This window comes from Pseudoxanthomonas japonensis (genome assembly GCF_043632995.1).
GTDB classification, from domain to species: domain Bacteria; phylum Pseudomonadota; class Gammaproteobacteria; order Xanthomonadales; family Xanthomonadaceae; genus Pseudoxanthomonas_A; species Pseudoxanthomonas_A japonensis.
Genome location: NZ_CP171632.1, coordinates 2,527,273 through 2,553,495, shown reverse-complemented (window position 1 = coordinate 2,553,495; position 26,223 = coordinate 2,527,273). Strand labels below are relative to the sequence as shown.

General features: G+C 68.4%; 16 protein-coding genes, 5 tRNA genes and 1 pseudogene. 20 read left to right on the top strand and 2 right to left on the bottom strand.

The window, feature by feature from the left end; translation table 11 throughout:
- Positions 1-18 precede the first annotated feature (18 nt).
- From ACGHX3_RS11680 to ACGHX3_RS11610, 15 genes and pseudogenes are all read left to right on the top strand, one after another.
- Positions 19-1,017, top strand: coding sequence for an integron integrase (locus ACGHX3_RS11680; protein WP_394695056.1), 999 nt, complete (start codon positions 19-21; stop codon positions 1,015-1,017).
- Positions 968-3,515 (top strand): annotated as a pseudogene (locus ACGHX3_RS11675) (DNA internalization-related competence protein ComEC/Rec2); the annotation flags it as partial. The gene ACGHX3_RS11680 and the pseudogene ACGHX3_RS11675, both read left to right, overlap by 50 nt.
- A complete protein-coding gene (locus tag ACGHX3_RS11670; RefSeq protein ID WP_394695055.1) occupies positions 3,409-4,065 on the top strand; it encodes a MotA/TolQ/ExbB proton channel family protein in 657 nt (218 codons plus the stop codon). The pseudogene ACGHX3_RS11675 and the gene ACGHX3_RS11670, both read left to right, overlap by 107 nt.
- 9 nt (positions 4,066-4,074) lie before the next feature.
- A complete protein-coding gene (locus ACGHX3_RS11665) occupies positions 4,075-4,497 on the top strand; it encodes a biopolymer transporter ExbD (protein WP_162337229.1) in 423 nt (140 codons plus the stop codon).
- On the top strand, positions 4,494-6,242 hold the full coding sequence (gene msbA / locus ACGHX3_RS11660; protein WP_162337230.1) for a lipid A export permease/ATP-binding protein MsbA: 1,749 nt from the start codon (positions 4,494-4,496) through the stop codon (positions 6,240-6,242). Before ACGHX3_RS11665 ends, msbA begins: the two co-directional genes overlap by 4 nt.
- A complete protein-coding gene (gene lpxK / locus ACGHX3_RS11655; RefSeq protein WP_394695054.1) occupies positions 6,239-7,255 on the top strand; it encodes a tetraacyldisaccharide 4'-kinase in 1,017 nt (338 codons plus the stop codon). The genes msbA and lpxK overlap by 4 nt, the downstream gene beginning before the upstream one ends.
- Positions 7,256-7,286: 31 nt before the next feature.
- On the top strand, positions 7,287-8,048 hold the full coding sequence (gene kdsB, locus ACGHX3_RS11650; RefSeq protein ID WP_213602568.1) for a 3-deoxy-manno-octulosonate cytidylyltransferase: 762 nt from the start codon (positions 7,287-7,289) through the stop codon (positions 8,046-8,048).
- Positions 8,045-8,509, top strand: coding sequence for a low molecular weight protein-tyrosine-phosphatase (locus ACGHX3_RS11645; RefSeq protein WP_394695053.1), 465 nt, complete (start codon positions 8,045-8,047; stop codon positions 8,507-8,509). The genes kdsB and ACGHX3_RS11645 overlap by 4 nt, the downstream gene beginning before the upstream one ends.
- Before the next feature lie 31 nt (positions 8,510-8,540).
- Positions 8,541-9,956 carry a hypothetical protein gene (locus ACGHX3_RS11640; RefSeq protein WP_394695052.1) on the top strand — a complete coding sequence of 472 codons (1,416 nt, stop codon included), beginning with the start codon at positions 8,541-8,543 and terminating at the stop codon, positions 9,954-9,956.
- A complete protein-coding gene (uvrC, locus tag ACGHX3_RS11635; protein ID WP_394695051.1) occupies positions 9,953-11,800 on the top strand; it encodes an excinuclease ABC subunit UvrC in 1,848 nt (615 codons plus the stop codon). Before ACGHX3_RS11640 ends, uvrC begins: the two co-directional genes overlap by 4 nt.
- Positions 11,801-11,807: 7 nt before the next feature.
- Positions 11,808-12,455, top strand: a complete 648-nt coding sequence (pgsA, locus tag ACGHX3_RS11630; RefSeq protein ID WP_162337236.1) for a CDP-diacylglycerol--glycerol-3-phosphate 3-phosphatidyltransferase — start codon at positions 11,808-11,810, stop codon at positions 12,453-12,455.
- Positions 12,446-12,521 (top strand) — tRNA-Gly (locus ACGHX3_RS11625). Before pgsA ends, ACGHX3_RS11625 begins: the two co-directional genes overlap by 10 nt.
- A gap of 109 nt (positions 12,522-12,630) precedes the next feature.
- Positions 12,631-12,704, top strand: a tRNA-Cys gene (locus ACGHX3_RS11620).
- A 29-nt stretch (positions 12,705-12,733) separates the two neighbouring features.
- Positions 12,734-12,809: transfer RNA gene (locus ACGHX3_RS11615), tRNA-Gly, on the top strand.
- A 113-nt stretch (positions 12,810-12,922) separates the two neighbouring features.
- Positions 12,923-13,009: transfer RNA gene (locus ACGHX3_RS11610), tRNA-Leu, on the top strand.
- A 16-nt stretch (positions 13,010-13,025) separates the two neighbouring features.
- Here the strand turns inward: ACGHX3_RS11610 and ACGHX3_RS11605 are convergent.
- Positions 13,026-13,172, bottom strand: coding sequence for a hypothetical protein (locus ACGHX3_RS11605; RefSeq protein WP_162337237.1), 147 nt, complete (start codon positions 13,170-13,172; stop codon positions 13,026-13,028).
- A gap of 145 nt (positions 13,173-13,317) precedes the next feature.
- On the opposite strand from ACGHX3_RS11605, the gene ACGHX3_RS11600 reads away from it, so the two are divergent.
- From ACGHX3_RS11600 to pbpC, 5 genes are all read left to right on the top strand, one after another.
- Positions 13,318-14,940: an FMN-binding glutamate synthase family protein gene (locus ACGHX3_RS11600; protein ID WP_394695050.1), complete on the top strand. Its 1,623-nt coding sequence runs from the start codon at positions 13,318-13,320 to the stop codon at positions 14,938-14,940.
- Positions 14,941-15,000: 60 nt separating this feature from the next.
- A tRNA-Val gene (locus tag ACGHX3_RS11595) sits at positions 15,001-15,075 on the top strand.
- Positions 15,076-15,355: 280 nt separating this feature from the next.
- On the top strand, positions 15,356-18,046 hold the full coding sequence (gyrA, locus tag ACGHX3_RS11590; protein ID WP_394695049.1) for a DNA gyrase subunit A: 2,691 nt from the start codon (positions 15,356-15,358) through the stop codon (positions 18,044-18,046).
- 138 nt (positions 18,047-18,184) lie between these two features.
- Complete coding sequence (locus ACGHX3_RS11585; protein WP_394697278.1) at positions 18,185-23,080, top strand: MG2 domain-containing protein; 4,896 nt, start codon at positions 18,185-18,187, stop codon at positions 23,078-23,080.
- A gap of 68 nt (positions 23,081-23,148) precedes the next feature.
- Positions 23,149-25,545, top strand: a complete 2,397-nt coding sequence (gene pbpC, locus ACGHX3_RS11580) for a penicillin-binding protein 1C (protein ID WP_394695048.1) — start codon at positions 23,149-23,151, stop codon at positions 25,543-25,545.
- Positions 25,546-25,663: 118 nt separating this feature from the next.
- On the opposite strand, the gene ACGHX3_RS11575 is transcribed toward pbpC, so the two are convergent.
- Complete coding sequence (locus ACGHX3_RS11575) at positions 25,664-26,143, bottom strand: peroxiredoxin (protein WP_162337242.1); 480 nt, start codon at positions 26,141-26,143, stop codon at positions 25,664-25,666.
- Between the last annotated feature and the right edge of the window lie 80 nt (positions 26,144-26,223).

Here is a 26,223-nt window from a genome sequence, read left to right as displayed (position 1 = left end):
TCGCATGGATGCGGTGTCATGGATTATCAGCCGAAGGATGGGGTGATATCGGGGGAAGACGGAACGTCGCGGCTGCTGGATGCGGCCGTCAGGCGGATGCGGGTGGCGCATTACAGCCTGCGTACGGAGCGGGCGTACCTGGGGTGGATAAGAAGGTTTCTGCTTGCCCATCCGCGGCGCGATCCACGCGTGCTGGGTGCCGTCCAGGTCGAGGCATTCCTGACCGGGCTGGCGGTCGAGGGCAGGGTAGCGGCGAGTACGCAGAACCAGGCGCTCGCCGCGATCCTGTTCCTCTATCGCGACGTGCTCGGCGTGAAGCTCGCCTGGATGGACGACGTGGTACGGGCGAAACGGCCGCAGCGATTGCCGACGGTGCTGTCGCAGCAGGAAGTGCGGGCGCTGCTGGCGCACCTGGAAGGGCGCATGGCGGTGCTGGCGAAGTTGCTGTACGGCACCGGCATGCGGTTGATGGAGGGCGTGCGGCTGCGGGTGAAGGATGTGGACTTCGCCCGCAACGAGATCACCGTGCGCGAGGGCAAGGGTGGCAAGGACCGGCGGACGATGCTGCCGGGTTCGCTGGTGCCCATGCTGGTTGCCGAGATCGAGCGGGTGCAGGTGCTGCACCAGCAGGACCTGGCCGGTGGCGCAGGCGAGGTGTGGTTGCCGCACGCGCTGGCGCGCAAATATCCCGCTGCGGCGCGAGAGCTGGGATGGCAGTACGTTTTTCCAGCACGCACCATCAGCCTGGATCCGCGCGACGGGCGATGGCGGCGGCATCATCTGGACGAAGCGATGCTGTCGCGGGCGCTGAAGCGCGCACAGTTGGCGGCGGGCATCGCCAAGCCGGTCACCGCGCATACGCTGCGGCATTCGTTCGCCACGCACCTGATCGAAAGTGGCTACGACATCCGCACCGTGCAGGAACTGCTCGGGCACAAGGATGTCGCCACGACGCAGATCTATACGCATGTCCTCAATCGCGGCGCGGGCGCAGTGCTCAGCCCGCTGGATCGCTGAGGTGGAGCGGGCGAACAGGAACGCACCGGCGCCGATGGGCCTGGCATGCGTGGCCGCGCTGCTGGCCGGGATGGTTGCGGCGCTGTGGTCGCCTGCGTTGCCATCGCAGGTTCTGCTGTGGGTGCTGCTCGTCCTGGGCTTGGCCGGATGGTGCGTGCCGTCGCGTGCACGGTGGATCGGTGCGGGCCTTGCGGGCGTGGCATGGGCGGGGTTGCACGCCACATGGAGCCTGGGCGCGCAGTTGCCGGTGGCGTGGGAAGGACACGAAGTCACGGTCACCGGCCGCGTCGTCGGCCTGCCCGAACCGCAGGCGCGCCGCACCCGCTTCCTGTTCCGTGTCGACGACGAAGGGCGACAACCGGCGCCGCTGCAGGGGCGCTTGCTGAGGCTGGCGTGGTACGACGAGTTCGGTGCCACCGGGCCGGGACCGAGAACGCAACTGGGAGCCGGCGAGCGGTGGCGCTTGCGTGTCCGCGTAAGGGCGCCGCGCGGACTCGCCAATCCCGGCGGCGTGGATACCGAGCGCTACGCGGCGGCGCAGCGCATCAGCGCCATGGGGTATGTGCGGGATGCGGCAGTGGCCGAACGGCTGTGGCCGGCAGCGGGGATCGATGGCTGGCGCAGCCGCATGTCCGCGCGCATCGCGGACCAGGTGCCGGACCGGCATGCGCGCTTCGTGCAGGCGTTGGCGCTGGGCGATACACGAGGACTCGATGACCGGGACTGGCAGGTGCTTCGCGCCACCGGGCTGACGCACCTCATCGCGATCTCCGGCTTCCATGTCGGCATGGTCGCCGGCGCGTGTGCATTGGCTGTCGCCGGCCTGTGGTGGCTGGTGCCGGCGCTGGCCCGCCATGTTCCCCGTCCGCAGGCGGCGGGTGCCGCCGCCCTGGTCAGTGCATTGGGCTATGCCGCAGTGGCGGGATTCGCGTTGCCGACGGTGCGGACGGTACTGATGATCGCGGTGGTGGTGCTGGCACGGCTGGCGCGCCGCCACATCCGCCTGGTGGATACGCTCGCCCTCGCGATGCTGGCGGTGCTGCTCTTCGATCCCTTGTCGTTGCTGGCGGCTGGCTTCTGGTTGAGCTTCGGCGGTGTGGCCTGGCTGGCATGGTGCCTGCCGTCGTCGCTGCACTGGGCGAAGGCCTTCCTGCCTGCGCAGGGGGTCGCCACCGTGGGGTTGTTGCCGTTCACCGCGGTGCTGTTCGGCCAGGCGTCGCTCGCCGGTCCGCTGGCGAACCTGCTGGCCATTCCGTGGTGGAGCCTGGTGGTTGTGCCGCTTTCGCTGGTGGGGACGGGTCTCGAAGCCTTGCTGCCGGGCACGGGCAGCTGGGCGTGGCGGGCGGCGTCGGCGTGCTTTGCGCCGAGCTGGCAGCTGTTCGAGCGGGTCGCGCAGCATCCTTATGCACTGTGGTGGTTGCCGGAGAGTCCGGCGTGGGCACTGTGGCTGGCGCTCGCGGGCGGCTTCTGGCTGTTGCTGCCGCGTGGCGTACCCGGCAAGTCGCTTGCCTTGCTGTTGTGGTTGCCGCTGCTGTGGCCGGACCGCGAACGGCCGCGCGAAGGCGAGGTGGAACTGGTGGTGATCGACGTGGGGCAGGGCCTGTCCGCGCTGGTGCGCACGGCCAACCATGCGCTGTTGTTCGATGCGGGGCCGGCGGTCGAAGAGGGATTCGATGCCGGCGAGCGCGCCGTGGTGCCGGCGCTGCGCGCGCTCGGCGTGCCGCGGCTGCATGCGCTGGTGGTCAGCCATGGCGACAACGATCATGCCGGCGGCGTCGATGCGGTGCGCGCCAGCCTGCCGGTACGCACGGTCCTGGCGCCGCCTGGCAGTCCAGTGGACACACACGCCGCCTGCATCGCCGGTGCGTCGTGGCACTGGGATGGCGTGCGCTTCCGGTTCCTGCATCCGGGCCTGCACTTTCCATACCTCGGCAATGAGGCGAGCTGCGTGCTGAGGGTGGAGACGCCGCACGGTGGCCTGCTGCTGCCGGGGGATATCGGCGCCGTCATCGAGCGTGGGCTGGTCCATCGCGATGCGGACGCCCTGCGGGCCGACGTGGTCGTGCTGCCGCATCACGGCAGCGCGGGGTCCTCGGATCCGGCCTTTGTCGCGGCCACCTCGCCCCGATTGGTGCTGAACGCCAGTGGCGCCGGCAACCGTTTCGGTCATCCACGCGCCGACGTCGTGGCCCGCTGGCGCCGGCGCGGGGCCGAAGTGCTGGATACGCAGTCCGGCGGTGCGCTTCGCGTGTGGCTGGGCGCGAATGGACTGCAGGTGCGTGAACGGCGTCACGACCGGGCACGCTGGTGGGACGCCGTGCGGCGCCAGCAGGCCGGTGGGCTATCCTATCGGCTGGAAGAAGGACGGCCCGATGCGCCGGAGGACTGAACGTGCTGGAACTGGTGAAGGCCGGCGGTTGGCCGATGATCCCGCTGCTGCTGCTCGGCGTGCTGGCACTGGCCATCGTGGTGGAACGTTTCTGGTCGCTGCGCCGCAAGGAGATCCTGCCGCCCGGGCTGGGCGAGGAAGTCCGCGCCTGGGCCGGCCGTGGCCAGCTGGAGCCCGCCCACATCGAGTCCCTGCGCCGCAACTCGCCGCTGGGTGAACTGCTGGCTGCGGCGCTGGACGTCCGCAACAAGCCGCGCGACCAGATACGCGAGCGCATCGAGGACACCGGCCGCCATGTGGTCCACCGCATGGAGAAGTTCCTCAACGCGCTGGGCAGCATCGCCTCGGCGGGCCCGTTGCTGGGCCTGCTGGGCACCGTGGTCGGCATGATCCAGATGTTCCTGGGCATCCAGGACAGTGGCGTTGGCGACGTCAACGCGCTGGCGGGCGGTATCGGCAAGGCGCTGGTGTGCGCGGCGGCCGGCATGATCGTGGCCATCCCGGCGTTGCTGTTCCATCGCTATTTCCGCGGCAAGGTCACCGGTTACGTGATGGAGATGGAGAAGGAAGCCACGGCGTTGGTCGACGCGCTGGAAGCCCGCCATCCGCGCGCCGCCGCCCGTCCTGCCGGCGCCGTCGCGACGCCGACCAACGCCTGAGGCCGGCGCATGCGCATCCGCGACGACCGTTCGCAGGAAGAACCCGAGATCAACCTGGTGCCGTTGATCGACGTGATCCTGGTGCTGATCATCTTCTTCGTCATCACCACCACCTTCGATGCGCGCTCGATGCTGCAGCTGCAGCTGCCGAGCGCGGCCGGCGAACCGGTGGCCGCGCAGGTGAAGGCGCTCAGTGTGCTGGTCAATGCCGATGGGCGTTACTTCGTCGACGAGCATGAAGTGTTGCGGCCCGACATCGACGCGCTGAAGCAGACCCTGCAGCAGGTCGCCGGCAGCGACCGCAGCCGCCCGGTGCTGCTGCGCGCCGATGCCCGCACGCCGCACCAGGCGGTGGTCACGGCGCTGGATGCGCTGGGCCAGCTGGGCTTCCGCAAGGTCAACATCGCCACCGCGCCGGAGGCGCAGAAGTGACCGCGACGGATTCGCCCTGGCAGGTCTACAAGCGGTTGCTCGGCTTCGCCAGGGCGTATCGCGGGCTGCTGGCGCTGGCAGCGCTGGGCGCCCTGCTGGAGGCGGCCGCAGGTAGCGGCTTCCTGGTGCTGATGAGCCCGATCACCAACAACCTGGTGACGCCGCAGGACATCAACCAGTGGATGCCCCTGGCGATCATCGGCCTGTTCGTCGTCCGCGGCATCGCGGGTTACATCACCGACATGAGCATGGGCAAGGCGGCGCGCAGCATCTCGCGCGACCTGCGGGTGAAAGTGCTGGCGAAATACCTGCGCCTGCCGGGTCAGCGCTTCGACAGTGAACCGGTTCCGTCGATGCTGGTTCGCCTGGGCTCCGACAGCGACCAGGTGTCGCAGGCCGCGATCGACGCCATGAAGGTGATGGTCCAGCAATCGCTTCAGGTGATCGGCGCCCTGGGCGTCATGCTCTGGTACAGCTGGCAGGTGACGCTGACCATCCTGGTGCTGGCACCGCCGCTGGCGTGGGTCATGGACAAGGTCGCCAAGCGCTACCGCCGCATCAGCCACCGCATCCAGGAAAGCGCCGGCCACATGTTGCAGGCCGCCGACCAGACGCTGTCCAACCAGCAGGAAGTGAAGGTCTACGGAGCCCAGTCGGTCGAGATGGCCCGCTATTCCTCGTTGGCCAACACCAACCTCAGCCTGTCGATGAAGGTGGAATCGACCCGCGCCATTTCGTCGGCCACCGTGCAGTTGATGGGGGCGACGGGGCTGGCGGCGCTGTTGTTCATCGCCGGCCGGGAAGCGATGGCGGGCCGGCTGACGGCCGGCGATTTCGTCTCGCTGATGACCTCGATGATGGCCATCATCCCCGCGCTCAAGCAGCTGACCAACGTGCAGAACATGCTGCAGCGGGGCGTCGCGTCCGCGCAGCGGCTGTTCTCGGTGCTGGATGCCGACGACGAGAAGGACGCGGGCACGCGACCGCTGGACCGCGCACAGGGCCTGCTGGAATTCCGCGACATCACCACGCGCTATCCGGGCCAGAGCCGGCCCGCGCTGGAAGGCATCAGCTTCACCGCGCGCCCCGGTACCGTCACCGCCATCGTCGGTCGCTCCGGCAGCGGCAAGTCCACGCTGATCAAGCTGATCCCGCGCTTCTACGAGGCCGAGTCCGGCAGCATCCTCCTCGACGGCCATCCGCTGCAGGACTATCGCCTGGCCGACCTGCGCCGGCAGATCGCGCTGGTGGGGCAGCAGGTGATGCTCTTCGACGGTACCGTCGCCGCCAATGTCGCCTACGGCGAGCTGCAGGGCGCGGATGCCGCGACGATGGATGATGCCGTGCGTGGCGCCAACGCGATGGAATTCGTGCAGGAACTGCCGGAGGGCATGCAGGCGCCGATCGGCAACAAGGGCGGGCGCCTGTCGGGCGGCCAGCGCCAGCGTTTGGCGATCGCGCGCGCGATGCTGAAGGATGCGCCGATCCTGATCCTGGATGAGGCCACCGCCGCGCTCGACAACGAATCCGAGCGCCTGGTGCAGAACGCGCTGCAGAGGCTGATGCCCGACCGCACCACGCTGGTCATCGCGCACCGCCTGTCGACCATCGAGCATGCCGACCAGGTGCTGGTGCTGGACCAGGGCCGGCTGGTGGAGCAGGGCACGCATGCCGAACTGCTCGCACGCGGCGGCCTGTATGCCCATCTCTACCAGATGCAGTTCCGCGAGGGCGAGGCGGGGTGAGCCGCCGCACGATGCCCCAGCCGCCGGACTACTGGTTCGGCGATGGTCCGGTGCCATGGTGGGCGCGGGCGCTCTCGACGATCTATGCCGGCCTGATCGCACTGCGCGTGCGCCTGCACCGCATCGGCCTGCTGCGCAGTCACCGCATCGGTGTGCCCGTGATCGTCGTGGGCAATGTCACGGCCGGCGGCACCGGCAAGACGCCACTGACCATCGCCCTGGTCGAACGCTTGCGCGCGGCTGGCTTCAAGCCGGGCGTGGCCAGCCGCGGCTACGGCCGCACCGGTGAGGGAGAGGCGCGCTGGGTGGATGCCGCGACGCCTCCTGCCGAGGGCGGCGACGAACCCGTGCTCATCGCCCGCCACACCGGCACCCGCGTGCGCGTGGACCGCGACCGTGTCGCGGCGGCGAAGGCGCTGGTGGCGGCCGGGTGCGATGTGGTCATCTGCGACGACGGGCTGCAGCACTACCGCCTGCGGCGCGACGTGGAGATCGAAGTGATCGACGGTGCGCGCCGCTACGGCAACGGTCGGCTGATGCCGGCCGGCCCGTTGCGCGAGCCGGCGTCCCGCGCGGCGGCGTGCGACTTCCGCGTGGTCAACCTGCCGGACGCGGACGTTGCAGCGCAGTTCGGCGAATGGCCCATGCACCTGCAGGCCGACGATGCGCTGCCGTTGCGCGGCGGCCGGCCGAAGCCGTTGTCGGCGTTCGCGGGCCAGCGCGTGCATGCGGTTGCCGGCATCGGCAATCCGGCCCGCTTTTTCGGCATGCTGCGCCAGCACGGGCTCGGTGTCGTGCCGCACGCGTTCGCGGACCACCACGACTATCGCGCCGAGGATTTTGCGTTCGGCAGCGAGCTGCCGGTGCTGATGACCGAGAAGGACGCGGTGAAGTGCGTCGCGTTCGCCAACGCGTGGTTCTACAGCGTGCCGGTCGCGGCAAAACTGCCCGAAGCGTTCTGGATCGCCCTGCTGGAGAAGCTCGGGTCGTCCACGAACGCCGTTGCGAAGTAGTACCCACTCTCCGACCCGGATACGGATCCCGATGACCGATTTCATCGTCGCCATTCCCGCCCGTTATGCCGCCTCCCGCCTGCCGGGCAAGCCGCTGCGGCTGCTCGGCGGCACGCCGCTGGTCGTGCACGTCGCCCGGCGTGCCCTCGCGGCGGGCGCCCGCGAGGTCTGGGTGGCCACCGACGACGCGCGCATCGTCGACGCCTTGCAGGACAGCGGGGTGCGCGTGGCGATGACCTCCGAGCGGCATGCCTCCGGCAGCGACCGCCTCGCCGAGTGCGCCGACATCGCTGGCTGGACCGATGATGCGCTGGTGGTGAACCTGCAGGGCGACGAGCCGTTCGCGCCGCCCGCCGGCATCCGTGCTGTCGCCGACACGCTGGCCGCCAGCGGGGCGGAGATGGCGACGCTGGCCGTCCCGGTCGGTGACGCGGCGACCCTGTTCGATCCCAATGCGGTCAAGCTGGTGCGCGCGGCCAACGGCGATGCGCTGTACTTCAGTCGCGCGCCCATTCCGTGGCACCGCGATGCGTTCGCGCAGTCGCGCGACACGCTGCCGCCCGGGCAGTGGCTGCGGCATATCGGCATCTATGCTTACCGCGCCGGTTTCCTGCGCCGTTTCTCCACGATGCCGCCAGGCCGGCTGGAACAGGTGGAATCGCTCGAGCAGTTGCGGGTGCTGGAAGCCGGCCATCGCATCGCCGTGGCGATGACGCCGGAACCCTTTCCGCCGGGCGTCGACACGCCTGAAGACCTCGCGCGCGCCGAGGCCATCCTGCAGGCACGCGCGTGAACCTGCTGGTCGTCTGCCTCGGCAACATCTGCCGCTCGCCGATGGCGGAAGGCGCGCTGCACGCACGCCTGGCCACTTCGCCGCTGGCCGGTCGTGTGCGCGTCGATTCTGCGGGGACCGGTGGCTGGCATGCGGGCGAACCGCCGGACCGTCGCGCCATCGCCTGTGCCCGCGGCCATGGCGTGGACATCAGCGGACAGCGCGCACGTCAGCTGTCCGCGCGCGACTTCGAGGCATTCGACTGGATCCTGTGCGCCGACCGCGGCAACGTCCGCGACGTCATGCGCGTGGCGCCGACGGTGCCGGGCGCGCGCGTCGCCCTGCTGCTGGAGTGGGCCGGCATCGACGCGGCGGGGGAGGTGCCGGACCCTTACACGGGCGGGCCGGAGGACTTCGAGCAGGTGTGGCGACTGGTCGATTCCGCGGCACAGGCGGTCGTGGCCAGACTCGCCGTGAACTGAGACTGCGGCATAATCAAGGACGATGACCGACATGACCCTGGCTCCCGAACTGCCGCGTGGCCTGCAGTGGCTGAACGCGCCATCGACCTCGCTGCACGAGCAGCGCGGACGCATCGTCGCGCTGGCCTTCGTCAACAGCGCCTCGGCCTGGTGTGCCCAGCGGCTGAACGACCTGGCCGTGCTGCAGGCCCGCTATCTGGGTCGCCTGCAGGCGCTGGCCGTGCATGTGCCGCGCTTCGACAGCGAGCGCGACCCGCAGGCCGCGCTCAAGCGGCTGCGTCGCCATGGATTGTCGCTGCCGCTCGCACATGACGGCGACTGGGTCGCCTGGCAGCGTTTCGGCGTGGAGTCCTGGCCGACCGTCCTGCTGATCGACGGCGAGGGCCACGTCCGGCACCGTGCCGTGGGGGCGGAGGGACTGGCGGATCTGGAACGCCAGATAGCGCGGCTTTGCGATGGTCTGCAGGTACCGCCGGACGACGACTTCCGTCCCTTCCGCGAGACCCGTCCGGAGCCGCGGATGCCGTTGTGCTTCCCGACCGGCCTGGTCGCCACGCCCGACCGCCTGTTCGTGGCCGACAGCGGCCATCACCGCGTACTGGAGTGCAACCACCATGGCCGGGTGATCCGGCAGTTCGGCATGGGCACCCCGGACTTCGCCGACGGCGAATTGAACCATGCCGCCTTCCGCCGCCCACAGGGGCTGGCGCTGGTGCGCGAATCGCTCTACGTGGCCGATACCGGCAACCATGCCCTGCGGCGCATCAACCTGCCGACCAGCACCGTCGACACGCTGTGCGGCAATGGCCGTGCGGGCGAACCGACGGAAGGCGTTGTCACCGCACCACGCGACGTGGCGCTGCACCAGCCGCAGGCGATCGTGGTGAACAACAACCAGATCTTCATGGCGATGGCGGGCGACAACCGGATCTGGAGCTACGACCTGGGAACGCGCGAGATCCGCGCACGCGCGGGCTCCGGGCAGCTCGACGTCCGGGACGGAAGCGGCCCGATGGCGGCGTTCGCGCAGCCGGCCAGCCTCACGGCCGCACTGCAGACCCTGTACGTATGCGATGCCGTGGGTTCGGCCGTGCGGTCGCTGCAATTGCGCGGCGACACGGTGCAGACGCTGCTCGGGCAGGGCGCCTGGAGTTTCGGCGACGAGGACGGACCACGCGACCGTGCCCGGCTGCAGCATCCGCAGGCGCTGGCATCGAGCCCCGATTCGCCGGTCATGTGGATTGCCGACAGTGGCAACGGCACCCTGCGCACGCTGCGGCTGGGCGGCGGCGAACTGGCCACCATCGCGTTGCCGCGGCGCCTGCAGGGTCCGGCCGGCCTGTCCGTGGCGGCGGGCGCGGTGTGGATCGCCGAGACCGATGCCCATGCGATGCTGCGCTACGATATCGCCACCGGCGAACTGAGCCACGTTCCGATCGACGAATGAGCGGCAGTCCCCAGGCGGAATTCGACGGCAAGGCGTTCGCGGCCGGCCTGAGCACCGCGCCAGGCGTGTACCGCATGTACGCGGCCGATGACGCGCTGCTCTACGTCGGCAAGGCCGGCGCGCTGCGCAAGCGCGTGGCCAGCTACTTCAACAGCTCGCCCAAGTCGCCGCGCATCCTGTCGATGCTGTCCCAGGTCGTGCGGATGGACGTCACCGTCACCCGTACCGAAGCCGAAGCGCTGCTGCTGGAAAACCAGCTGATCAAGTCGCTGACGCCGCGCTACAACGTGCTGCTGCGTGACGACAAGAGCTATCCCTACGTGCTGCTCACGCGCGAGGAATGGCCCCGGATCGGCTTCCATCGCGGCGCGCGCGCGTTGCCAGGGCGTTACTTCGGTCCCTATCCCAGCGCCGGTGCGGTCCGCGAGACGTTGAACCTGATGCAGAAGCTGTTCCGCATCCGCAACTGCGAGGACAGCGTGTTTCGCAACCGCTCGCGGCCATGCCTGCAGTACCAGATCGGCCGCTGCAGCGCGCCGTGCGTGGGACTGGTGCCGGAAGCCGACTACGCGGAAGCCGCGCGCCGCGCGACGCTGTTCCTCGACGGGCGCAGCGACGAACTAACGCGCGAGCTGGGCAGTGCGATGGAGCAGGCCAGCGCGAACCTGGAATTCGAACAGGCCGCGCGGCTGCGCGATCTGGTCGCATCGATCCGCAGCTTGCAGGCGCGCCAGTACGTGGACGGCCACGCCGCCGACCTCGACGTGCTGGCCTGCGCCATGCAGGGCAGCCAGGCCTGCGTGCTGCTGCTCGCCTTCCGCGACGGCCGCAACCTGGGCACGCGCACCTTCTTCCCGAAGACCAACGGCGAGGATTCGGCAGAGGAAGTCCTCGGCGCCTTCGTGTCGCAGTACTACGCCGAACAGCCGGCACCGCAGGAAATCGTCCTCGATCGCGAGATTCCCGAGGCAGAGCTGATCGAGCATGCATTGGCGGCCGCGGCGGGGCGCAAGGTGCAGCTGAAATGGAACGTCCGCAGCGAGCGCGCGGGTTACCTGGACCTGGCCAAACGCAACGCCGAGATCGCGCTGGTGACCGAGCTCGGCAGCCGCAACGCGCAGACCGCACGCAGCGAGGCGCTGAAGGAACTGCTGGGCCTGCCGGAAGTGGCCAAACGCATCGAGTGCTTCGACATCAGCCATACGATGGGCGAAGCGACCGTGGCGTCCTGCGTCGTGTTCGATGCCAATGGCGCGGTGCGTTCGCAGTACCGTCGCTACAACATCACGGGGATCACGCCGGGCGACGATTTCGCCGCCATGCACCAGGCCATCGAGCGGCGGTTCCGGCGCGCGGTGGAAGAGGGCGGCGTGCTGCCCGATGTGCTGCTGATCGACGGTGGCGCGGGGCAGCTCGCGCAGGCGCAGGCCGCCCTGGCCGACCTGGGCGTGGACGGCGTCACGCTGGTGGGCGTGGCCAAGGGCGTGGAGCGCCGCGCCGGGCACGAGGCGCTGGTGCTGCCCGATGGGCGCGAACTGCGCCCGGGTGCGGCGTCGCCGGCGCTGCAGCTGATCCAGCAGGTGCGCGACGAAGCGCACCGGTTCGCGATCACCGGCCATCGCGGCAAGCGGCAGAAGGCGCGCATGACCAGCAAGCTGGAGGATATCCCCGGCATCGGACCGCGCCGGCGTGCGAGCCTGCTCAAGCATTTCGGCGGACTGGCCGGGCTGAAGGCGGCCGGCGCCGACGAGATCGCCCGCGTCGACGGCGTGAACGCCGCACTGGCCGAGCGAATCTACGCTAACCTGCACGGGCTGCCGTCCCCCGAGGCAGGAAAAGAGTAAGCCTGCGATGAAGTTGACCGTTCCCACCTGGCTCACGCTGCTGCGGATCGTGCTGATCCCGGTGCTGGTGCTGGTGTTCTACCTGCCGTATTCGTGGACCAACTTCGCGGCGGCCTTCATCTTCGTGCTGGCGGCGGTGACCGACTGGCTGGATGGCTGGATCGCGCGTCGCTACCACCTGTATTCCGCGTTCGGTGCGTTTCTCGACCCCGTCGCCGACAAGCTGATGGTGGCGGTCTCGCTGTTCCTGATCGTGCAGGACAACCCCACCATGTGGATGGCGATCTGGGCGGCGGTCATCGTCGGTCGCGAGATCGCGGTCTCCGCATTGCGCGAATGGATGGCGGAGCTTGGCCAGCGCGCCACGGTGAAAGTCGCCGCGCTGGGCAAGATCAAGACCATCGTGCAGATGGTGGCGCTGTCCTGCCTGCTGTACGCCTCCACGCCGGGCGACCAGTCGCTGGCGGATATCTGGATGGGGCGGTGGGTGTTCCTGTTGGGCGACTGGCTGTTGGCGATCGCGGCCTTGCTGACCCTGTGGTCGGGCATCCAGTACCTGCTCGCGGCATGGCCGATCCTGCGCGACGGCGACAAAAAGCCTGTTGACATGCCAGAACAAGACGCTACAATTTCGTCTCTCTCGACGCGGGAATAGCTCAGTTGGTAGAGCACGACCTTGCCAAGGTCGGGGTCGAGGGTTCGAGTCCCTTTTCCCGCTCCAGTTTTTCGTCCTGAGAGGGACGGTCCACCAAACCCCGTTCGCGGGGTTTTGTGTTGTAGGGCGCCTTGAAAACGTGCCTTGATTGCGCCAGTCTGGCGCGGTCGCCATCGGCCTGGTGGCAGAGTGGTTATGCAGCGGACTGCAAATCCGCGTACGCCGGTTCAATTCCGACCCAGGCCTCCAAAACCAGAAGGACCGCAAGGGACTTCAACGCGGGAATAGCTCAGTTGGTAGAGCACGACCTTGCCAAGGTCGGGGTCGAGGGTTCGAGTCCCTTTTCCCGCTCCATACAGGCTCCTCGTGAGCACGCACGAAGCCCCGCATGCGGGGCTTCGTCGTTCCTGTGGCCCGGCAACGCTGCCGCTTTCCAAGACGGCGGCGCTGAGGCAGGCTATCCACGGGCCCGGATGGCGAAACTGGTAGACGCATCGGACTTAAAATCCGCCGGCCGCAAGGCCATGCCGGTTCGATTCCGGCTCCGGGCACCACCGCGTCGTCGTTACCTCAGCGCTGACGCTTCTTCTCTTCCTCGCGCACCTTGCGGCGCACGAACAGCGCGACGAAGACGCTGATCCCCACCATGACGATGCTGCCGCCGATGGCGAGCCAGCCGACGGGCTCCATGAAGATCTCGCGCAGGATCGGATGCATGACGTGTTCTCCCCGGTTGTGGTGGCGCCAACGTCGCATCGCCCGCCTGCGCGGGCATTGATCCGGATCAACCCTGGGTGTCCGCATGCGGCATGCCGTCGCAGGGCATGGCATAGAATCATCGCTGGCCCACGGGAGACTGCCGATGCAGCGTTACCTCGCCTATGCCGCCAGCATCGTGCTGGCCCTCGTCTCGTTGTCGCTGGCGCCGACATGGCCGGCCGCGTGGTGGGGCGTCGCCGTCTTCGGTGCGCTGGCGCTGCTCGGTACGTGGGACGTGCTGCAGACGCGAAGCACGCTGCGCCGCAACTATCCCGTGCTGGCGCATTTCCGCTACGGGCTGGAATCGGTCGGTCCGGAGATCCGCCAGTACTTCATCGAAGGCGACACGGCCGAAGTTCCGTTTTCGCGCCAGCAGCGCGCGCTGGTCTACCAGCGCGCGAAAGGCGTCAGCGACGTCGTGCCGTTCGGCAGCCAGCAGGACGTCTATGGCGTGGACTACGAGTGGATAAACCATTCGATGGCGCCTTCGAGCGTGGACTCGCACGACTTCCGCGTGGTGATCGGCGCGGGCACCGCGCAACCGTATTCGGCGAGCGTGTTCAACATCTCGGCGATGAGTTTCGGTTCGCTGTCGGCGAATGCAGTTCGCGCGTTGAACGAGGGTGCTCGCCGCGGCAACTTCTACCACGACACCGGCGAGGGTTCGATTTCGTCGTATCACCGCGAAAAGGGCGGGGACCTGGTCTGGGAAATCGGCTCGGGCTACTTCGGATGCCGCGACGAGCAGGGGCGCTTCAGCGAGGAGCGCTTCATCGAGAACGCCCGCTCGCCGCAGGTGAAGATGATCGAGGTGAAGCTGTCGCAGGGCGCCAAGCCCGGCCACGGTGGCGTGCTGCCGGCTGCCAAGGTCAGCGCCGAGATTTCGGCCACGCGCGGGGTGCCGATGGGGCACGACTGCGTGTCGCCTGCGAAGCACTCGGCGTTCTCCACGCCGGTCGAACTGCTGCAGTTCGTCGCCCGGCTGCGCGAGCTCTCGGGCGGCAAGCCGACCGGCTTCAAGCTGGCGATCGGGCACCCCTGGGAATGGTTCGGCATCGCCAAGGCCATGCATGAGACCGGGCTGCTGCCGGATTTCATTGTCGTGGACGGGGCCGAAGGCGGCACGGGCGCCGCGCCGGCCGAGTTCATTGACCATGTCGGCGTGCCGATGCACGAGGCGCTGCTGCTGGTCCACAACACGCTGGTCGGCCTGAACCTGCGCGACCGCATCCGGATCGGCGCCGCCGGCAGGATCATCAGCGGATTCGACATCGCCCGCACGATGGCGATGGGTGCGGACTGGTGCAATGCCGGCCGCGGCTTCATGTTCGCGCTGGGTTGCATCCAGGCGCAGAGCTGCCACAACGACCGCTGCCCGACCGGCGTCGCCACCCAGGACCCGAAGCGCTGGAAGCACCTGGACGTGCCCGACAAGTCGGTGCGCGTGCAGCAGTTCCACGACAACACGCTCAAGGCGCTGCGCGACATGCTGTGCGCGGCGGGACTGGAGCATCCGCAGCAGCTGGGGCCGGAGCACATCCTGCGGCGGGTGTCGCCGATCGAGGTGCGGTCGCTGGCCGCGCTGTACAAGTTCCTGGAGCCCGGCGAACTGCTGGACCGGGTGCCGACGCATGCGGTGTTCCGCGACTTCTGGCCGGATGCGCGCAGCGACGCATTCGCGCCGCCACGCCGGGTCAGCGCCCTCTGTGATACCAAGGACCGGTAACCGGCGGACGCGTTGACCCGCCCCCCGGTCCGCGGCTATCATTCGCGCCCCGATGATTTCGGGCGGTTAGCTCAGCGGTAGAGCACTGCTTTCACACGGCAGGGGTCACAAGTTCGAAACTTGTACCGCCCACCAGTTCCAGCGAAAAGCCCGGCCTTTGGTCGGGCTTTTTCGTGTCCGCTCCCGGCGCTTTCCGCGGGGCGCGGCGACCACGTCCGGCAGATGCGTGGAACGCGCGCATAAGTGCTTGTTTCCCCGGCTGAAACGGTCGGTCTGGCGCGTCCGCTGTGATACACTCCACAGGTTGCAGAACCCGCCGGAATCCCCGCCTGTCGCTGCCTCGCCGGCCTACGCCGGCTAGGCCCGTTTTGGCCGCGATTCAGGCCCGAGACAACCTGAGAAACACGGAACCCGAATGGCCGATACCGCCAAGGAAATCATCCCCGTCAACCTCGAAGACGAGATGCGTCGCAGCTATCTCGATTACGCGATGAGCGTGATCGTGGGGCGCGCGCTCCCGGATGTCCGCGATGGCCTGAAGCCCGTCCACCGGCGCGTGCTGTTCGCGATGAACGAACTGGGCAACCACGCCAACAAGCCGCACGTGAAGTCCGCCCGCATCGTCGGTGACGTGATCGGTAAGTACCACCCGCACGGCGACCAGTCCGTCTACGACACGCTGGTGCGCATGGCGCAGCCGTTCTCGCTGCGCTACATGCTGGTCGACGGCCAGGGCAACTTCGGTTCGGTCGACGGCGACTCCGCCGCCGCCATGCGTTACACCGAAGCCCGCATGGCCAAGCTCACCCATGAGTTGCTGGCGGACATCGACAAGGAAACCGTCGATTTCCAGCCCAATTACGACGAGAAGGAACAGGAGCCGACGGTCCTGCCGACGCGCTTCCCGAACCTGCTGGTCAACGGGTCGGCCGGCATCGCGGTGGGCATGGCCACCAACATCCCGCCGCACAACCTGTCGGAAGTGGTCAACGGCCTGATCGCACTGATCGACAATCCGGAACTGGATGTCGACGCGCTGATGCAGTACATCCCGGGCCCGGACTTCCCAACCGGCGGCATCATCAACGGCACCGCCGGGATCGTCGCCGGCTATCGCACCGGTCGTGGCCGCGTTCGCATGCGCGCCAAGGCCGACATCGAGGTCAACGACGACAACGGCCGCGAGTCGATCATCGTCACCGAGATCCCGTACCAGGTGAACAAGGCGCGGCTGATCGAGAAGATCGCCGAGCTGGTGAAGGAGAAGAAGCTCGAAGGCATCAGCGAGCTGCGCGACGAGTCCGACAAGGACGGCATGCGCATCTACATCGAGGTCAAGCGCGGCGAGTCGGCCGAGGTCGTCCTCAACAACCTGTACCTGCAGACGCCGATGGAGTCGGTGTTCGGCATCAACATGGTCGCGCTGGTCGACGGCCGGCCGCAGTTGCTCAACCTGAAGCAGATGCTGGAAGCGTTCGTGCGCCACCGCCGCGAAGTGGTGACCCGCCGGACCATCTTCGAACTGCGCAAGGCGCGCAACCGGGCCCACATCCTGGAAGGCCTGACGGTCGCGCTCGCCAACATCGACGAGATGATCGAGCTGATCAAGACGTCGGCCAACCCGCAGGAAGCGCGCGAGCGCATGCTGGCGAAGACGTGGGAGCCGGGCCTGGTGGGCTCGCTGCTCGCCGCGGCCGGTGCCGAGGCGTCGCGTCCGGAAGACCTGCCTGCCGCCATCGGTTTCGTCGACGGCCGCTACCAGCTGAGCGAGGCCCAGGCCACGCAGATCCTGGAGATGCGCCTGCACCGCCTGACCGGCCTGGAGCAGGAAAAGCTGACCGAGGAATACCGGCTGCTGCTGGAGACCATCGCCGGCCTGATCCGCATCCTCGAGAATCCGGACGTGCTGCTGCAGGTGATCCGCGACGAGCTGCTGAACGTGAAGGCCGAGTTCGGCGACGAGCGCCGCAGCGAGATCCGCCACAGCGAGGAAGACCTCGACATCCTCGACCTGATCGCGCCGGAAGACATGGTGGTCACGCTGTCGCACGCCGGTTACGCCAAACGGCAGCCGGCCAGCGCCTATCGCGCGCAGAAGCGCGGTGGCCGTGGCCGCAGTGCGGCGGCGACCAAGGAAGAGGATTTCATCGACCAGCTGTGGCTGGTCAACACGCACGACACGCTGCTCACCTTCACCAGCAGCGGCAAGGTGTTCTGGCTGCCGGTGTACCAGTTGCCGGAAGCGGGTTCCAACGCGCGCGGCCGGCCGATCATCAACTGGATCCCGCTGGAAGCCGGCGAGAAGGTGCAGGCGGTGGTGCCGGTGCGCGACTACGAGGACGGCAAGTTCGTCTTCTTCGCCACGAAGAACGGCACGGTCAAGAAGACCCCGCTTACCGAGTTCGCGTTCAAGCTGGCGCGCGGCAAGATCGCGATCAACCTGGACGAAGGCGATGCGCTGGTCGGCGTGGCGCTGACCGATGGCGAGCGCGACGTCATGCTGTTCGCCTCCAACGGGCGCGCCGTGCGCTTCTCCGAAGCACTGGTGCGCGCCATGGGCCGTACCGCCACCGGTGTGCGCGGCATGCGGCTGGTCGCAGGCGCGGATGCGGAAGCCGAAGGCGAGCAGGACGAAGGCGAGGCCGGCGATACCGATGGCGTGCCGTCGATTCCGGAAGCGGGCTCCGAGGTGGTCAGCCTGGTCGTCGTCGATGGCGACGGCGACATCCTGACCGCCAGCGAGCGTGGCTACGGCAAGCGCACCCCCGTCGCGGACTACCCGCGCAAGGGCCGCGGCACGCGCGGCGTGATCGCGCTGAAGACCACCGAGCGCAATGGTCGGCTGGTCGGTGCCATCCAGTTGTCCGACCACCACGAGGTCCTGCTGATCTCCGACGGCGGCACGCTGGTGCGCACCCGTGCGGCGGAAATCTCGCAGGTCGGCCGCAACACCCAGGGCGTCACCCTGATGCGCCTGTCCGACGGCGAAGCCCTGCAGGCGGTGGAGCGCCTGGATGCCTCGCTGGACGACGAGGAGGCTGGCGAGGGTGTCGTGGGTACCGTGCCGGCGGCGCCCGAAGCCACGGACACACCGCCGGAGGCCTGACCGTCGATTCACATGAAAGCGCGCGCGGTTTGACCGCGCCGCTTTCATCCCTGCGTTCTATACTGCCGGTACGACCACGGCAGGGAACGGCACATGGGATCGGCAAGTCGCAACACCCGCAACGCGCGCAGCCACTGGATGCGCGCGTTTTTTATTGGCCTGATGGCAGCGACGGCGCTCGCCGGCTGCAAGCGCAACGAATCCGGGCAGCTGCCCGAGGCCAGCGGCGAGCCGATCAAGGCGCAGGCCGCCAAGGTGGACGGCTTCGCACTGGTGGGCGCCTATCCCGACCAGCATGACGGCGACCTCGCCATCGCGCTGGAATTCAGCCGGCCACTGGTCAGTTCGCAGGACTTCGACACGCTGCTGGTGGTGAAGGATGCCAACGGCGCCGCGGTGAAGGGCAGCTGGGTGCTGGACGACAAAGGCCTCATCCTGCGCTTCCCGTCGGTGGAAGCGGCCAAGGATTACGAGGTCACCCTGAAGGCCGGGCTGTCCGCCGCCGACGGCACGCGTCTGGGCAGGGATGACACGCACAAGGTGCATACGGGTGAACTCGACCCGGCGGTGGGCTTCGCCTCGCAGGGCAGCGTGCTGCCGGCGCGCGAGAGCCGCGGCCTGCCGGTGGTGTCGATCAACGTGCCGGAAGTGGACGTGGAGTTCCTGCGCGTCACCGAGAAGCAGTTGCCGAAGTTCTTCGCCGAGTACCAGCGCGGCGGTCGCCGCGGCAGCTGGGACCTGGACAGCGAGTACGGCGACAGCACGCCGCTGGGCAAGCTGGCCGAACCGGTCTACCTCAACCGCTTCGTGCTCGGCGGCAAGCCCAACGAGCGCGTACTGACCTACCTGCCGATCCAGGACATCCGCGAACTGCAGGATCCCGGCCTGTATTTCGCGGTGATGAAGCGCACCGGCAAGTTCGCCGGCGAATTCGAGACCGCCTTCTTCACCGTCAGCGACATCGGCCTGCATACCCGGGCTTACAAGGACAAGCTGTTCGTCCACACCGCCTCGTTGCGGGACGGTTCGGCCACCGGCAGCGTCGAACTGAAGGTGCTGGACGCCCGTGGCGAAGCCATCCTGGCCGGCAAGACCGACGGCAACGGCAATGCGCTGCTGAACTACACGCTGGACGCCGGCCACGTGCTGGTCGCCACGCGCGGCAAGGACGTGTCGATGCTGCCGTTCAACCAGCCGGCGCTCGACCTGTCCGAGTTCGCCGTCGCCGGCCGCGAGCAGGCGTGGTTCGACGTGTTCGCCTGGTCGGGCCGCGACCTGTACCGCCCCGGCGAGACGGTGCGCATCTCCGCACTGCTGCGCGACAACGACGGCAAGCCGGTACCGGCGCCGAAGCAGGGCGGCGGCCAGCCGGTGTTCCTGCGCCTGAAGCAGCCCGACGGCAAGGTCTTCCGCGAGACACGCCTGCAGCCGGGCGCGCAGGGCTATTTCAGCTTCGAGCAGGCGATCCCGGTGGAAGCGCCGACGGGTCGCTGGCAGGTGGAGTTCCGCACCGATCCGGCCAGCAAGGAAGCGGTGCAGGGCATGACGCTGCGCATCGAGGAGTTCCTGCCCGAGCGCATGAAGCTGGACCTGGACGCGTCGCCGGTGCTGAAGCCGGGCCAGCCGCTCAAGCTGAAGGCGACGGCGGCCTACCTGTACGGTGCGCCGGCCAGCGGCAACCGCTTCACCGCCAAGCTCGCGGTGTCGGTGGAACAGCACCCGTTGGAACAACTGCCGGGCTATTTCTTCGGCGATCCGACCATGGAACTGCCGAAGGAAGCCAAGGATGTCATCGACACGACGCTGGCCGACAACGGTGTGCTGGAAGAGGACATCGCACTGCCCGCAGAAGCCAAGCCGCGCAGCCCGATCGCCGCCATCGTCTCCGGCAGTGTCTACGAGACCGGCGGCCGTACGGTCAATCGCACGCTCAAGCGCGTGCTGTGGCCGGCCGACGCGCTGGTCGGCATCCGTCCCCTGTTCGACGACAAGGACGGCGCCGATGCCAACGCGAACGCAGGCTTCGAAGTCGTGCGCATGGATGCCGCCGGCAAGCCGCAACCCGGCAAGGGACTGAAGGCCACGCTGGTGCGCGAACTGCGCGACTACCACTGGAACCATTCCGATGATGGCGGCTGGGACTACGACTTCACCCGCCGTTTCGAGAACAAGGACACGCGCACGCTGGATGTCGGCACGGGCGCGTCGAAGATCGACTTCCCGGTGGAGTGGGGCGAGTACCGGCTGGACGTGTTCGATCCGGCCACCGGCCTGACCACGCGCTATCCGTTCCGCGCCGGCTGGAGCTGGGACGACCAGAACCGCGGGCTGGATGCGCGTCCCGACAAGGTCAAGCTGGCGCTGGACAGGACGGGCTACAAGGCGGGCGACACGTTGAAGGTCACCGTCACCCCGCCGCATGCTGGCAAGGGCCTGCTGATGGTCGAGAGCGATCGCATGCTGTACGTGCAGGCGATCGATGCCAAGCCGGGCAGCACGTTCTCGATTCCCGTCACCAAGGACTGGGAGCGCCACGACGTCTACGTCACCGCGCTGGTGTTCCGCGGCGGTTCGGCGCCCAGCAAGATCACGCCGGCACGCGCGGTCGGCGTGGCGCACGTGCCGATGGACCGCCGCGACCGGCGCGTCGCCGTCGGTCTGTCCGTGCCCAAGCAGATGCGTCCGGAACAGAACCTGCCGGTCACGGTCAGCGTGCCGGAACTCGCGGGCCAGACCGCGCACGTCACCGTGTCGGCGGTGGACGTGGGCATCCTCAACATCACCCGCTTCCCGGTGCCGGACGCCAACGCGCAGTTCTTCGCACAGCGCCGGCTGGGCGTGGATGCCTACGACATCTACGGTCGGGTGATCGAAAGCTTCGAAGGCGGCAGCGCGAAGATGCGCTTCGGCGGCGACATGGCGCTGTCGGCCCTGCCGCAGGCGAAGCGGCCGACTTCGCGCGTGCAGACGGTGGACCTGTTCTCCGGTCCGGTGAAACTGGACGGCAAGGGCAATGCCCGAGTCGCGCTGAAGGTGCCGGACTTCAACGGCACGCTGCGCGTGTCGGCACTGGTCTATTCGGACACGCGCTACGGCAACCGCGACCGCGAAACCGTCGTGCGTGCGCCGATCGTGGCCGAAGCCAGTCTGCCGCGCGTGCTGGCGCCGGGTGACAGGAGCACGGTGACGCTGGATGTTCAGAACTTCACCGGCAAGGTCGGCGCGTTCAAGGTGCTGGTGAATGGCGAAGGTCCGCTCAACATCAGCGAAGGCAGCAAGACGGCCGATCTTTCCGTCGACGCCAAGCGCACGCTGACGTTCCCGATCACCGCGGGTGAGGGCTATACGACGGCGCAGGTGCGGGTGCGGGTGGAAGGCAACGGCTTCAAGGTCGACCGCCGCTACGACGTGCCGGTGCGCGCAGGCTGGCCCGCGGTCCTGCGCTCGCGCACGCAGGTGCTGGACAGCCTGGTGCCGGTGGAGATGGGCGCGGGCTTCGCCGACGGACTGATGCCAGGCTCGGTGACCGCGCGCATGACCGTCTCCGCGCTGCCGCCGATTCCGTTCGCCAGTGCGCTGAAGGGCGCGCTGGAGTATCCGTACGGCTGCGCCGAGCAGACCACCAGCAAGGGCTACGCCGCGCTGGAACTGGACGACGCCACGGCCAAGCTGCTCGGCATCGACGGGTTGGAAGTGAAGAAGCGTCGCGAACGCATGGAGGGCGCCTTCGGACGGCTGGCCTCGATGCAGGTGGCGAACGGCCACTTCTCGATGTGGGGCAACGACGACTACATCAATCCGGGCCTGACGCCGTACATCGCCGAGTTCCTGCTGGACGCGCGCGAAGGCGGTTTCGCCGTGCCGGACGCGGTGCTGCAGAAGGCCCTGACCCGGTTGAACGAGGATCTGCTCGCCGGTGGTGCGCAGTTCTACGGCTACGACCGCCGCGACCACCTCAAGTTCGCCAACCAGGCCTACGCCGGCTACGTGCTCGCCCGCGTCAACCGTGCCCCGCTGGGCACGCTGCGCGCGCTGTACGACAACGAGCGTGGCAAGACGCTCACCGGCCTGCCGCTGGTGCACCTGGGCATCGCGCTGTCGCTGCAGGGCGACAAGACGCGCGGCGCGAAGGCGATCGCGGAGGGGTTCGCCAAGACCGGCGACCGTCCGGAGTATCTCGGCGACTACGGCACACGCCTGCGCGACGACGCACTGATGATCGCGCTGGTGCACGAGCGCAAGCTGGCCAAGCCGGAATACGACCGCCGTGCGATCTCGCTGGGTCGCGAACTGGATGCCCGCCGCAACAGCGGCTGGATGTGGCTGAGCACGCAGGAGCAGGTGGCGCTGGCGCGCCTTGGCAAGGCGCTGATGGTCGACCAGAAGAAGCTGGTGTCCGGCCAGTGGAGCATCGGTGGCGATGCCGAAACGATCGCGCCGGTCCGTCTGTTCGGCCGCAGCGTCGACTACACGGCGCTCGCGCGTGGCCTGCGCTTCACGCCGGAAGGTTCGCCGCCGTTGTACGCGTCGCTGGACGTCGCCGGCATCCCGCGCAGCGCGCCGGCACCGGACGATCGCCAGATCGGCATCGAGCGCCGCTACTACACGACCGACGGGCAGGAATGGAAGGGCGGCACGCTGAAGGAAGGCGAGGCATTGATCGTACGCGTCGGCATCACCGCCAACGTCGCGATCCCGGATGCGCTGTTCACCGACTTGCTGCCGGCCGGCCTGGAGATCGAGAACTTCAACCTCGGCGACGCCAAGCAATGGGCGGACGTCGTGGTCGACGGCATCTCGATCAGCGACCGTGGCAGCGCGGCGGACGTCAAGCACGAGGAGTTCCGCGACGACCGTTATGTCGCCGCGCTGAAACTGGATCGCCGCAACACGGCCAAGCTGTTCTACCTGGTCCGCGCAGTGACGCCGGGCACGTACACCGTTCCGCCGTCGCTGGTCGAGGACATGTACCGTCCGGACATCCGCGGTGTGGGCCGGGCCTCGCCGGCGACGATCACGGTGGTGCAGCCATAACGCGCGTATTCCCTTGCCGTCATCCCGGCGAAAGCCGGGATCCATCCTGATCTTCTGTACCGTCTGCCATGAAGGTGTGGAGCAGGATCAAACTGGATTCCAGCGTGCGCTGGAATGACGGGCATCGTAGCCGCCGCTGGCTGTCCTGGCTGCGGTGGTCGACGGTGGTCGTGCTGGTTGCGGTACTGGCGCTAGATCTCGCCTTCCCGCCCCCGCTGCCGAAAAACCGCGATACCAGCACGCTGGTCGTGGCGCGCGACGGTACGCCGCTACGCGCCTTCGCCGACCGCGACGGCGTGTGGCGTTATCCCGCTACCCCGGACACGGTATCGCCGCTCTACCTGCAGGCGTTGCTGAATTACGAGGACCGCTGGTTCTGGAAGCATCCTGGCGTGAATCCATGGGCGCTGCTGCGCGCCGCCGGCCAGTTCGTCCGCCACGGACGCGTGGTGTCCGGCGGCTCCACGCTGACCATGCAGGTCGCACGCATGCTGGACCGCCACTCGCGTACGCCGTGGGGCAAGGCCAAGCAGATGCTGCGCGCGGTGCAGCTGGAAGCGCACCTGTCCAAGCGCGAGATCCTGACCCTCTACCTGGAGCGCGCGCCATTCGGCGGCACCATCGAAGGCGTGGATGCGGCGAGTTGGGCCTACCTCGGCAAGCCGGCCTCGCGCCTGTCGCATGCCGAGGCCGCGCTGCTGGCAGTACTGCCGCAATCGCCCAGCCGATTGCGCCCGGATCGCCACCCCGATGCCGCCCGCGTCGCACGCGACAAGGTGCTGCAGCGCATGGCCGACCTCGGCGTCTGGTCGAAGCCCGAGGTCGACGATGCCCGCATCGAGCCCGTCGTCGCGCGCAGCCTGCAGGCGCCGTTGAGCGCGGCGCTGCTGGCCGAACGCCTGAGACGCCAGCAGCCGCGCGCCTCACGCATCACCTCGACCATCGACGCCAGCCTGCAGCGCACGCTGGAGGAGCGCGTGCAAGGCTATTTCTCCACGCTGCCGGCGCGTACGTCCGCCGCGTTGCTGGTGGTCGACAACGCCACGATGGAAGCGCGCGCCTACGTCGGCTCGGTGGCGTTCGGCGATCGCGAGCGCCTGGGGCATGTCGACATGGTGCAGGCATGGCGCTCGCCGGGATCGACGCTGAAGCCGTTCCTGTACGGGCTGGCGCTGGACGATGGCCTGATCCATTCCGAAAGCCTGCTGATCGATGCGCCGCAGTCGTTCGGCGGTTACCGCCCGGGCAACTTCGACGCTGCCTTCAACGGTCCGGTCAGCGCTGCCGACGCGCTGCGCCTGTCGCTCAACGTGCCGGCGGTGGACCTGCTGGACCGCATCGGTCCGGCGCGCTTCTCCGCGCGGCTGGCGAACAACGGCCTGGTGTTGCGCTATCCGCGCGGCGCGCAGCCGAACCTGTCGCTGATCCTTGGTGGTACCGGCGCACGGCTGGAAGACTTGGTGGGTGCGTACGCGGGCTTGAACCGCGGCGGACTGTCGGGCCGCGTGCGCTACACCGCGCAGGATCCGGCATCCGACCGTCGCCTGCTGTCGCCCGGTGCCGCGTGGATCATCCGCGAGGTACTGGAAGCGCATCCGCGTCCCGGATACGGAAGCGGCGTGCTCGATACCGGCAGCCGTCCGCGCGTGGCCTGGAAGACCGGCACGAGCTACGGCTTCCGCGACGCGTGGGCGCTCGGCAACACGCGCCGCTACACGGTCGGCGTATGGGTGGGCCGGCCCGACGGCACGCCGCTGCCCGGCCAGTACGGCGCGGTCACCGCGCTGCCGTTGATGTTCGAAGTGATCGACAGCCTGCCGCGCGCGCAGGGCGACGCGGGTCCGCTGCCGCCGCCCGCCGGCGTGGCCGAACAGGCGATCTGCTGGCCGTTGGGAACGTTGGCGGAAGCCGAAACGCCTGCGCTGTGCCAGCGCAAGCGCGATGCCTGGACGCTGGGCGGCAGCGTGCCGCCGACGTTCGCCGAGCGTGACGCACGCTTGTGGAGCGCGGGCCGCGAGCGCTTCGAAGTGGATGCGCGTACTGGCCTGCGCCTCTCGGGCGAATGCACGCACGCGCACGAAGCACGCAGTACGGAGATCGCACGCTGGCCGGCGCTCGCATCGCCCTGGTTGCCGCAGCGCGAACGTGCGGCATCGCGCCTGCCGCCACTCTCCCCGGATTGCCAACCCGACGGCCGCGATGCTGCCGAGGAGCTCCGCATCGACGGTCTCAACGATCTCGCCACGCTGGCCCGCGCCCCCGGCAGCGAGCACGGCGTGCGCCTGCAACTGCGTGCGCTCGGCACCGACACACGCGTGCAGTGGCTGCTGGACGGGCGCTGGATCGCGGAGACGCGCGGCGCGCAGGCGTTCCAGCAGGAGTTCGCGGAGGCCGGCGAGCACCAGCTGACCGCACTTGCCGACAGTGGCGCGTGGGCGAGGGTGCGTTTCACCGTGTTGCGGTAGCTAAGGCGACGCGGTCCGTGAACTTTGTAGGAGCGGGCCATGCCCGCGATGCTTTTCCGTGGAATGTAGAAAGGCATCGCGCCCGAGGGCGCTCCTACAGGATGCGAGACGCGTCGCCTCAGCCCAGCTGTTCCAGCACGTGTTCCGCACCCGACACCTTGTACTCGCCCGGTGCTTCGACGAACACGTGCTTCACCACGCCGTCTTCCGCATACAGTGCGAAGCGCTTGGCGCGCACGCCCATGCCATAGGCGCTGGCGTCCATCTCCAGGCCCAGCGCCTTGGCCAGGTCGGCGTTGCCGTCGGCCAGCATCTGCAGGCCGTCCGGCACGTGCTGGGTCTTGCCCCAGGCCTGCATCACGAACGGGTCGTTGACCGACACGCAGAAGACCTCGATGCCGCGGCTGCGGAAGTCGTCGAAATGCTGCACGTAGCTGGGCAGGTGCTTCTCCGAGCAGGTCGGGGTGAAGGCACCAGGGACGGCGAACAGAACGACCTTGCGGCCGTCGAACAGGGTGGTGGTATCGACCGTCTCGACGCCCTCGCGGATGCGCTTGAGGGTCACTTCGGGAATGCGCTCGCCGACCTGGATGCTCATGGGATTGCCTTGTCTGGATGGAAACTGAATCCAGTGTAGCGCGGCCGTGTCGTGATGCCGTCACGGCCTTGAAACGGCTG

Excerpts from the sequence above, each read along its gene's own strand:
- kdsB (WP_213602568.1), top strand. The coding sequence starts at position 7,287 with ATGACCGATTTCATCGTCGCCATTCCCGCCCGTTATGCCGCCTCCCGC.
- ACGHX3_RS11640 (WP_394695052.1), top strand. The coding sequence starts at position 8,541 with ATGACCCTGGCTCCCGAACTGCCGCGTGGCCTGCAGTGGCTGAACGCG.
- ACGHX3_RS11585 (WP_394697278.1), top strand. The coding sequence starts at position 18,185 with ATGCGCGCGTTTTTTATTGGCCTGATGGCAGCGACGGCGCTCGCCGGC.
- ACGHX3_RS11665 (WP_162337229.1), top strand. The coding sequence starts at position 4,075 with ATGCGCATCCGCGACGACCGTTCGCAGGAAGAACCCGAGATCAACCTG.
- pgsA (WP_162337236.1), top strand. The coding sequence starts at position 11,808 with ATGAAGTTGACCGTTCCCACCTGGCTCACGCTGCTGCGGATCGTGCTG.
- uvrC (WP_394695051.1), top strand. The coding sequence starts at position 9,953 with ATGAGCGGCAGTCCCCAGGCGGAATTCGACGGCAAGGCGTTCGCGGCC.
- gyrA (WP_394695049.1), top strand. The coding sequence starts at position 15,356 with ATGGCCGATACCGCCAAGGAAATCATCCCCGTCAACCTCGAAGACGAG.
- pbpC (WP_394695048.1), top strand. The coding sequence starts at position 23,149 with ATGAAGGTGTGGAGCAGGATCAAACTGGATTCCAGCGTGCGCTGGAAT.
- ACGHX3_RS11680 (WP_394695056.1), top strand. The coding sequence starts at position 19 with ATGGATTATCAGCCGAAGGATGGGGTGATATCGGGGGAAGACGGAACG.
- ACGHX3_RS11600 (WP_394695050.1), top strand. The coding sequence starts at position 13,318 with ATGCAGCGTTACCTCGCCTATGCCGCCAGCATCGTGCTGGCCCTCGTC.
- ACGHX3_RS11575 (WP_162337242.1), bottom strand. The coding sequence starts at position 26,143 with ATGAGCATCCAGGTCGGCGAGCGCATTCCCGAAGTGACCCTCAAGCGC.
- ACGHX3_RS11605 (WP_162337237.1), bottom strand. The coding sequence starts at position 13,172 with ATGCATCCGATCCTGCGCGAGATCTTCATGGAGCCCGTCGGCTGGCTC.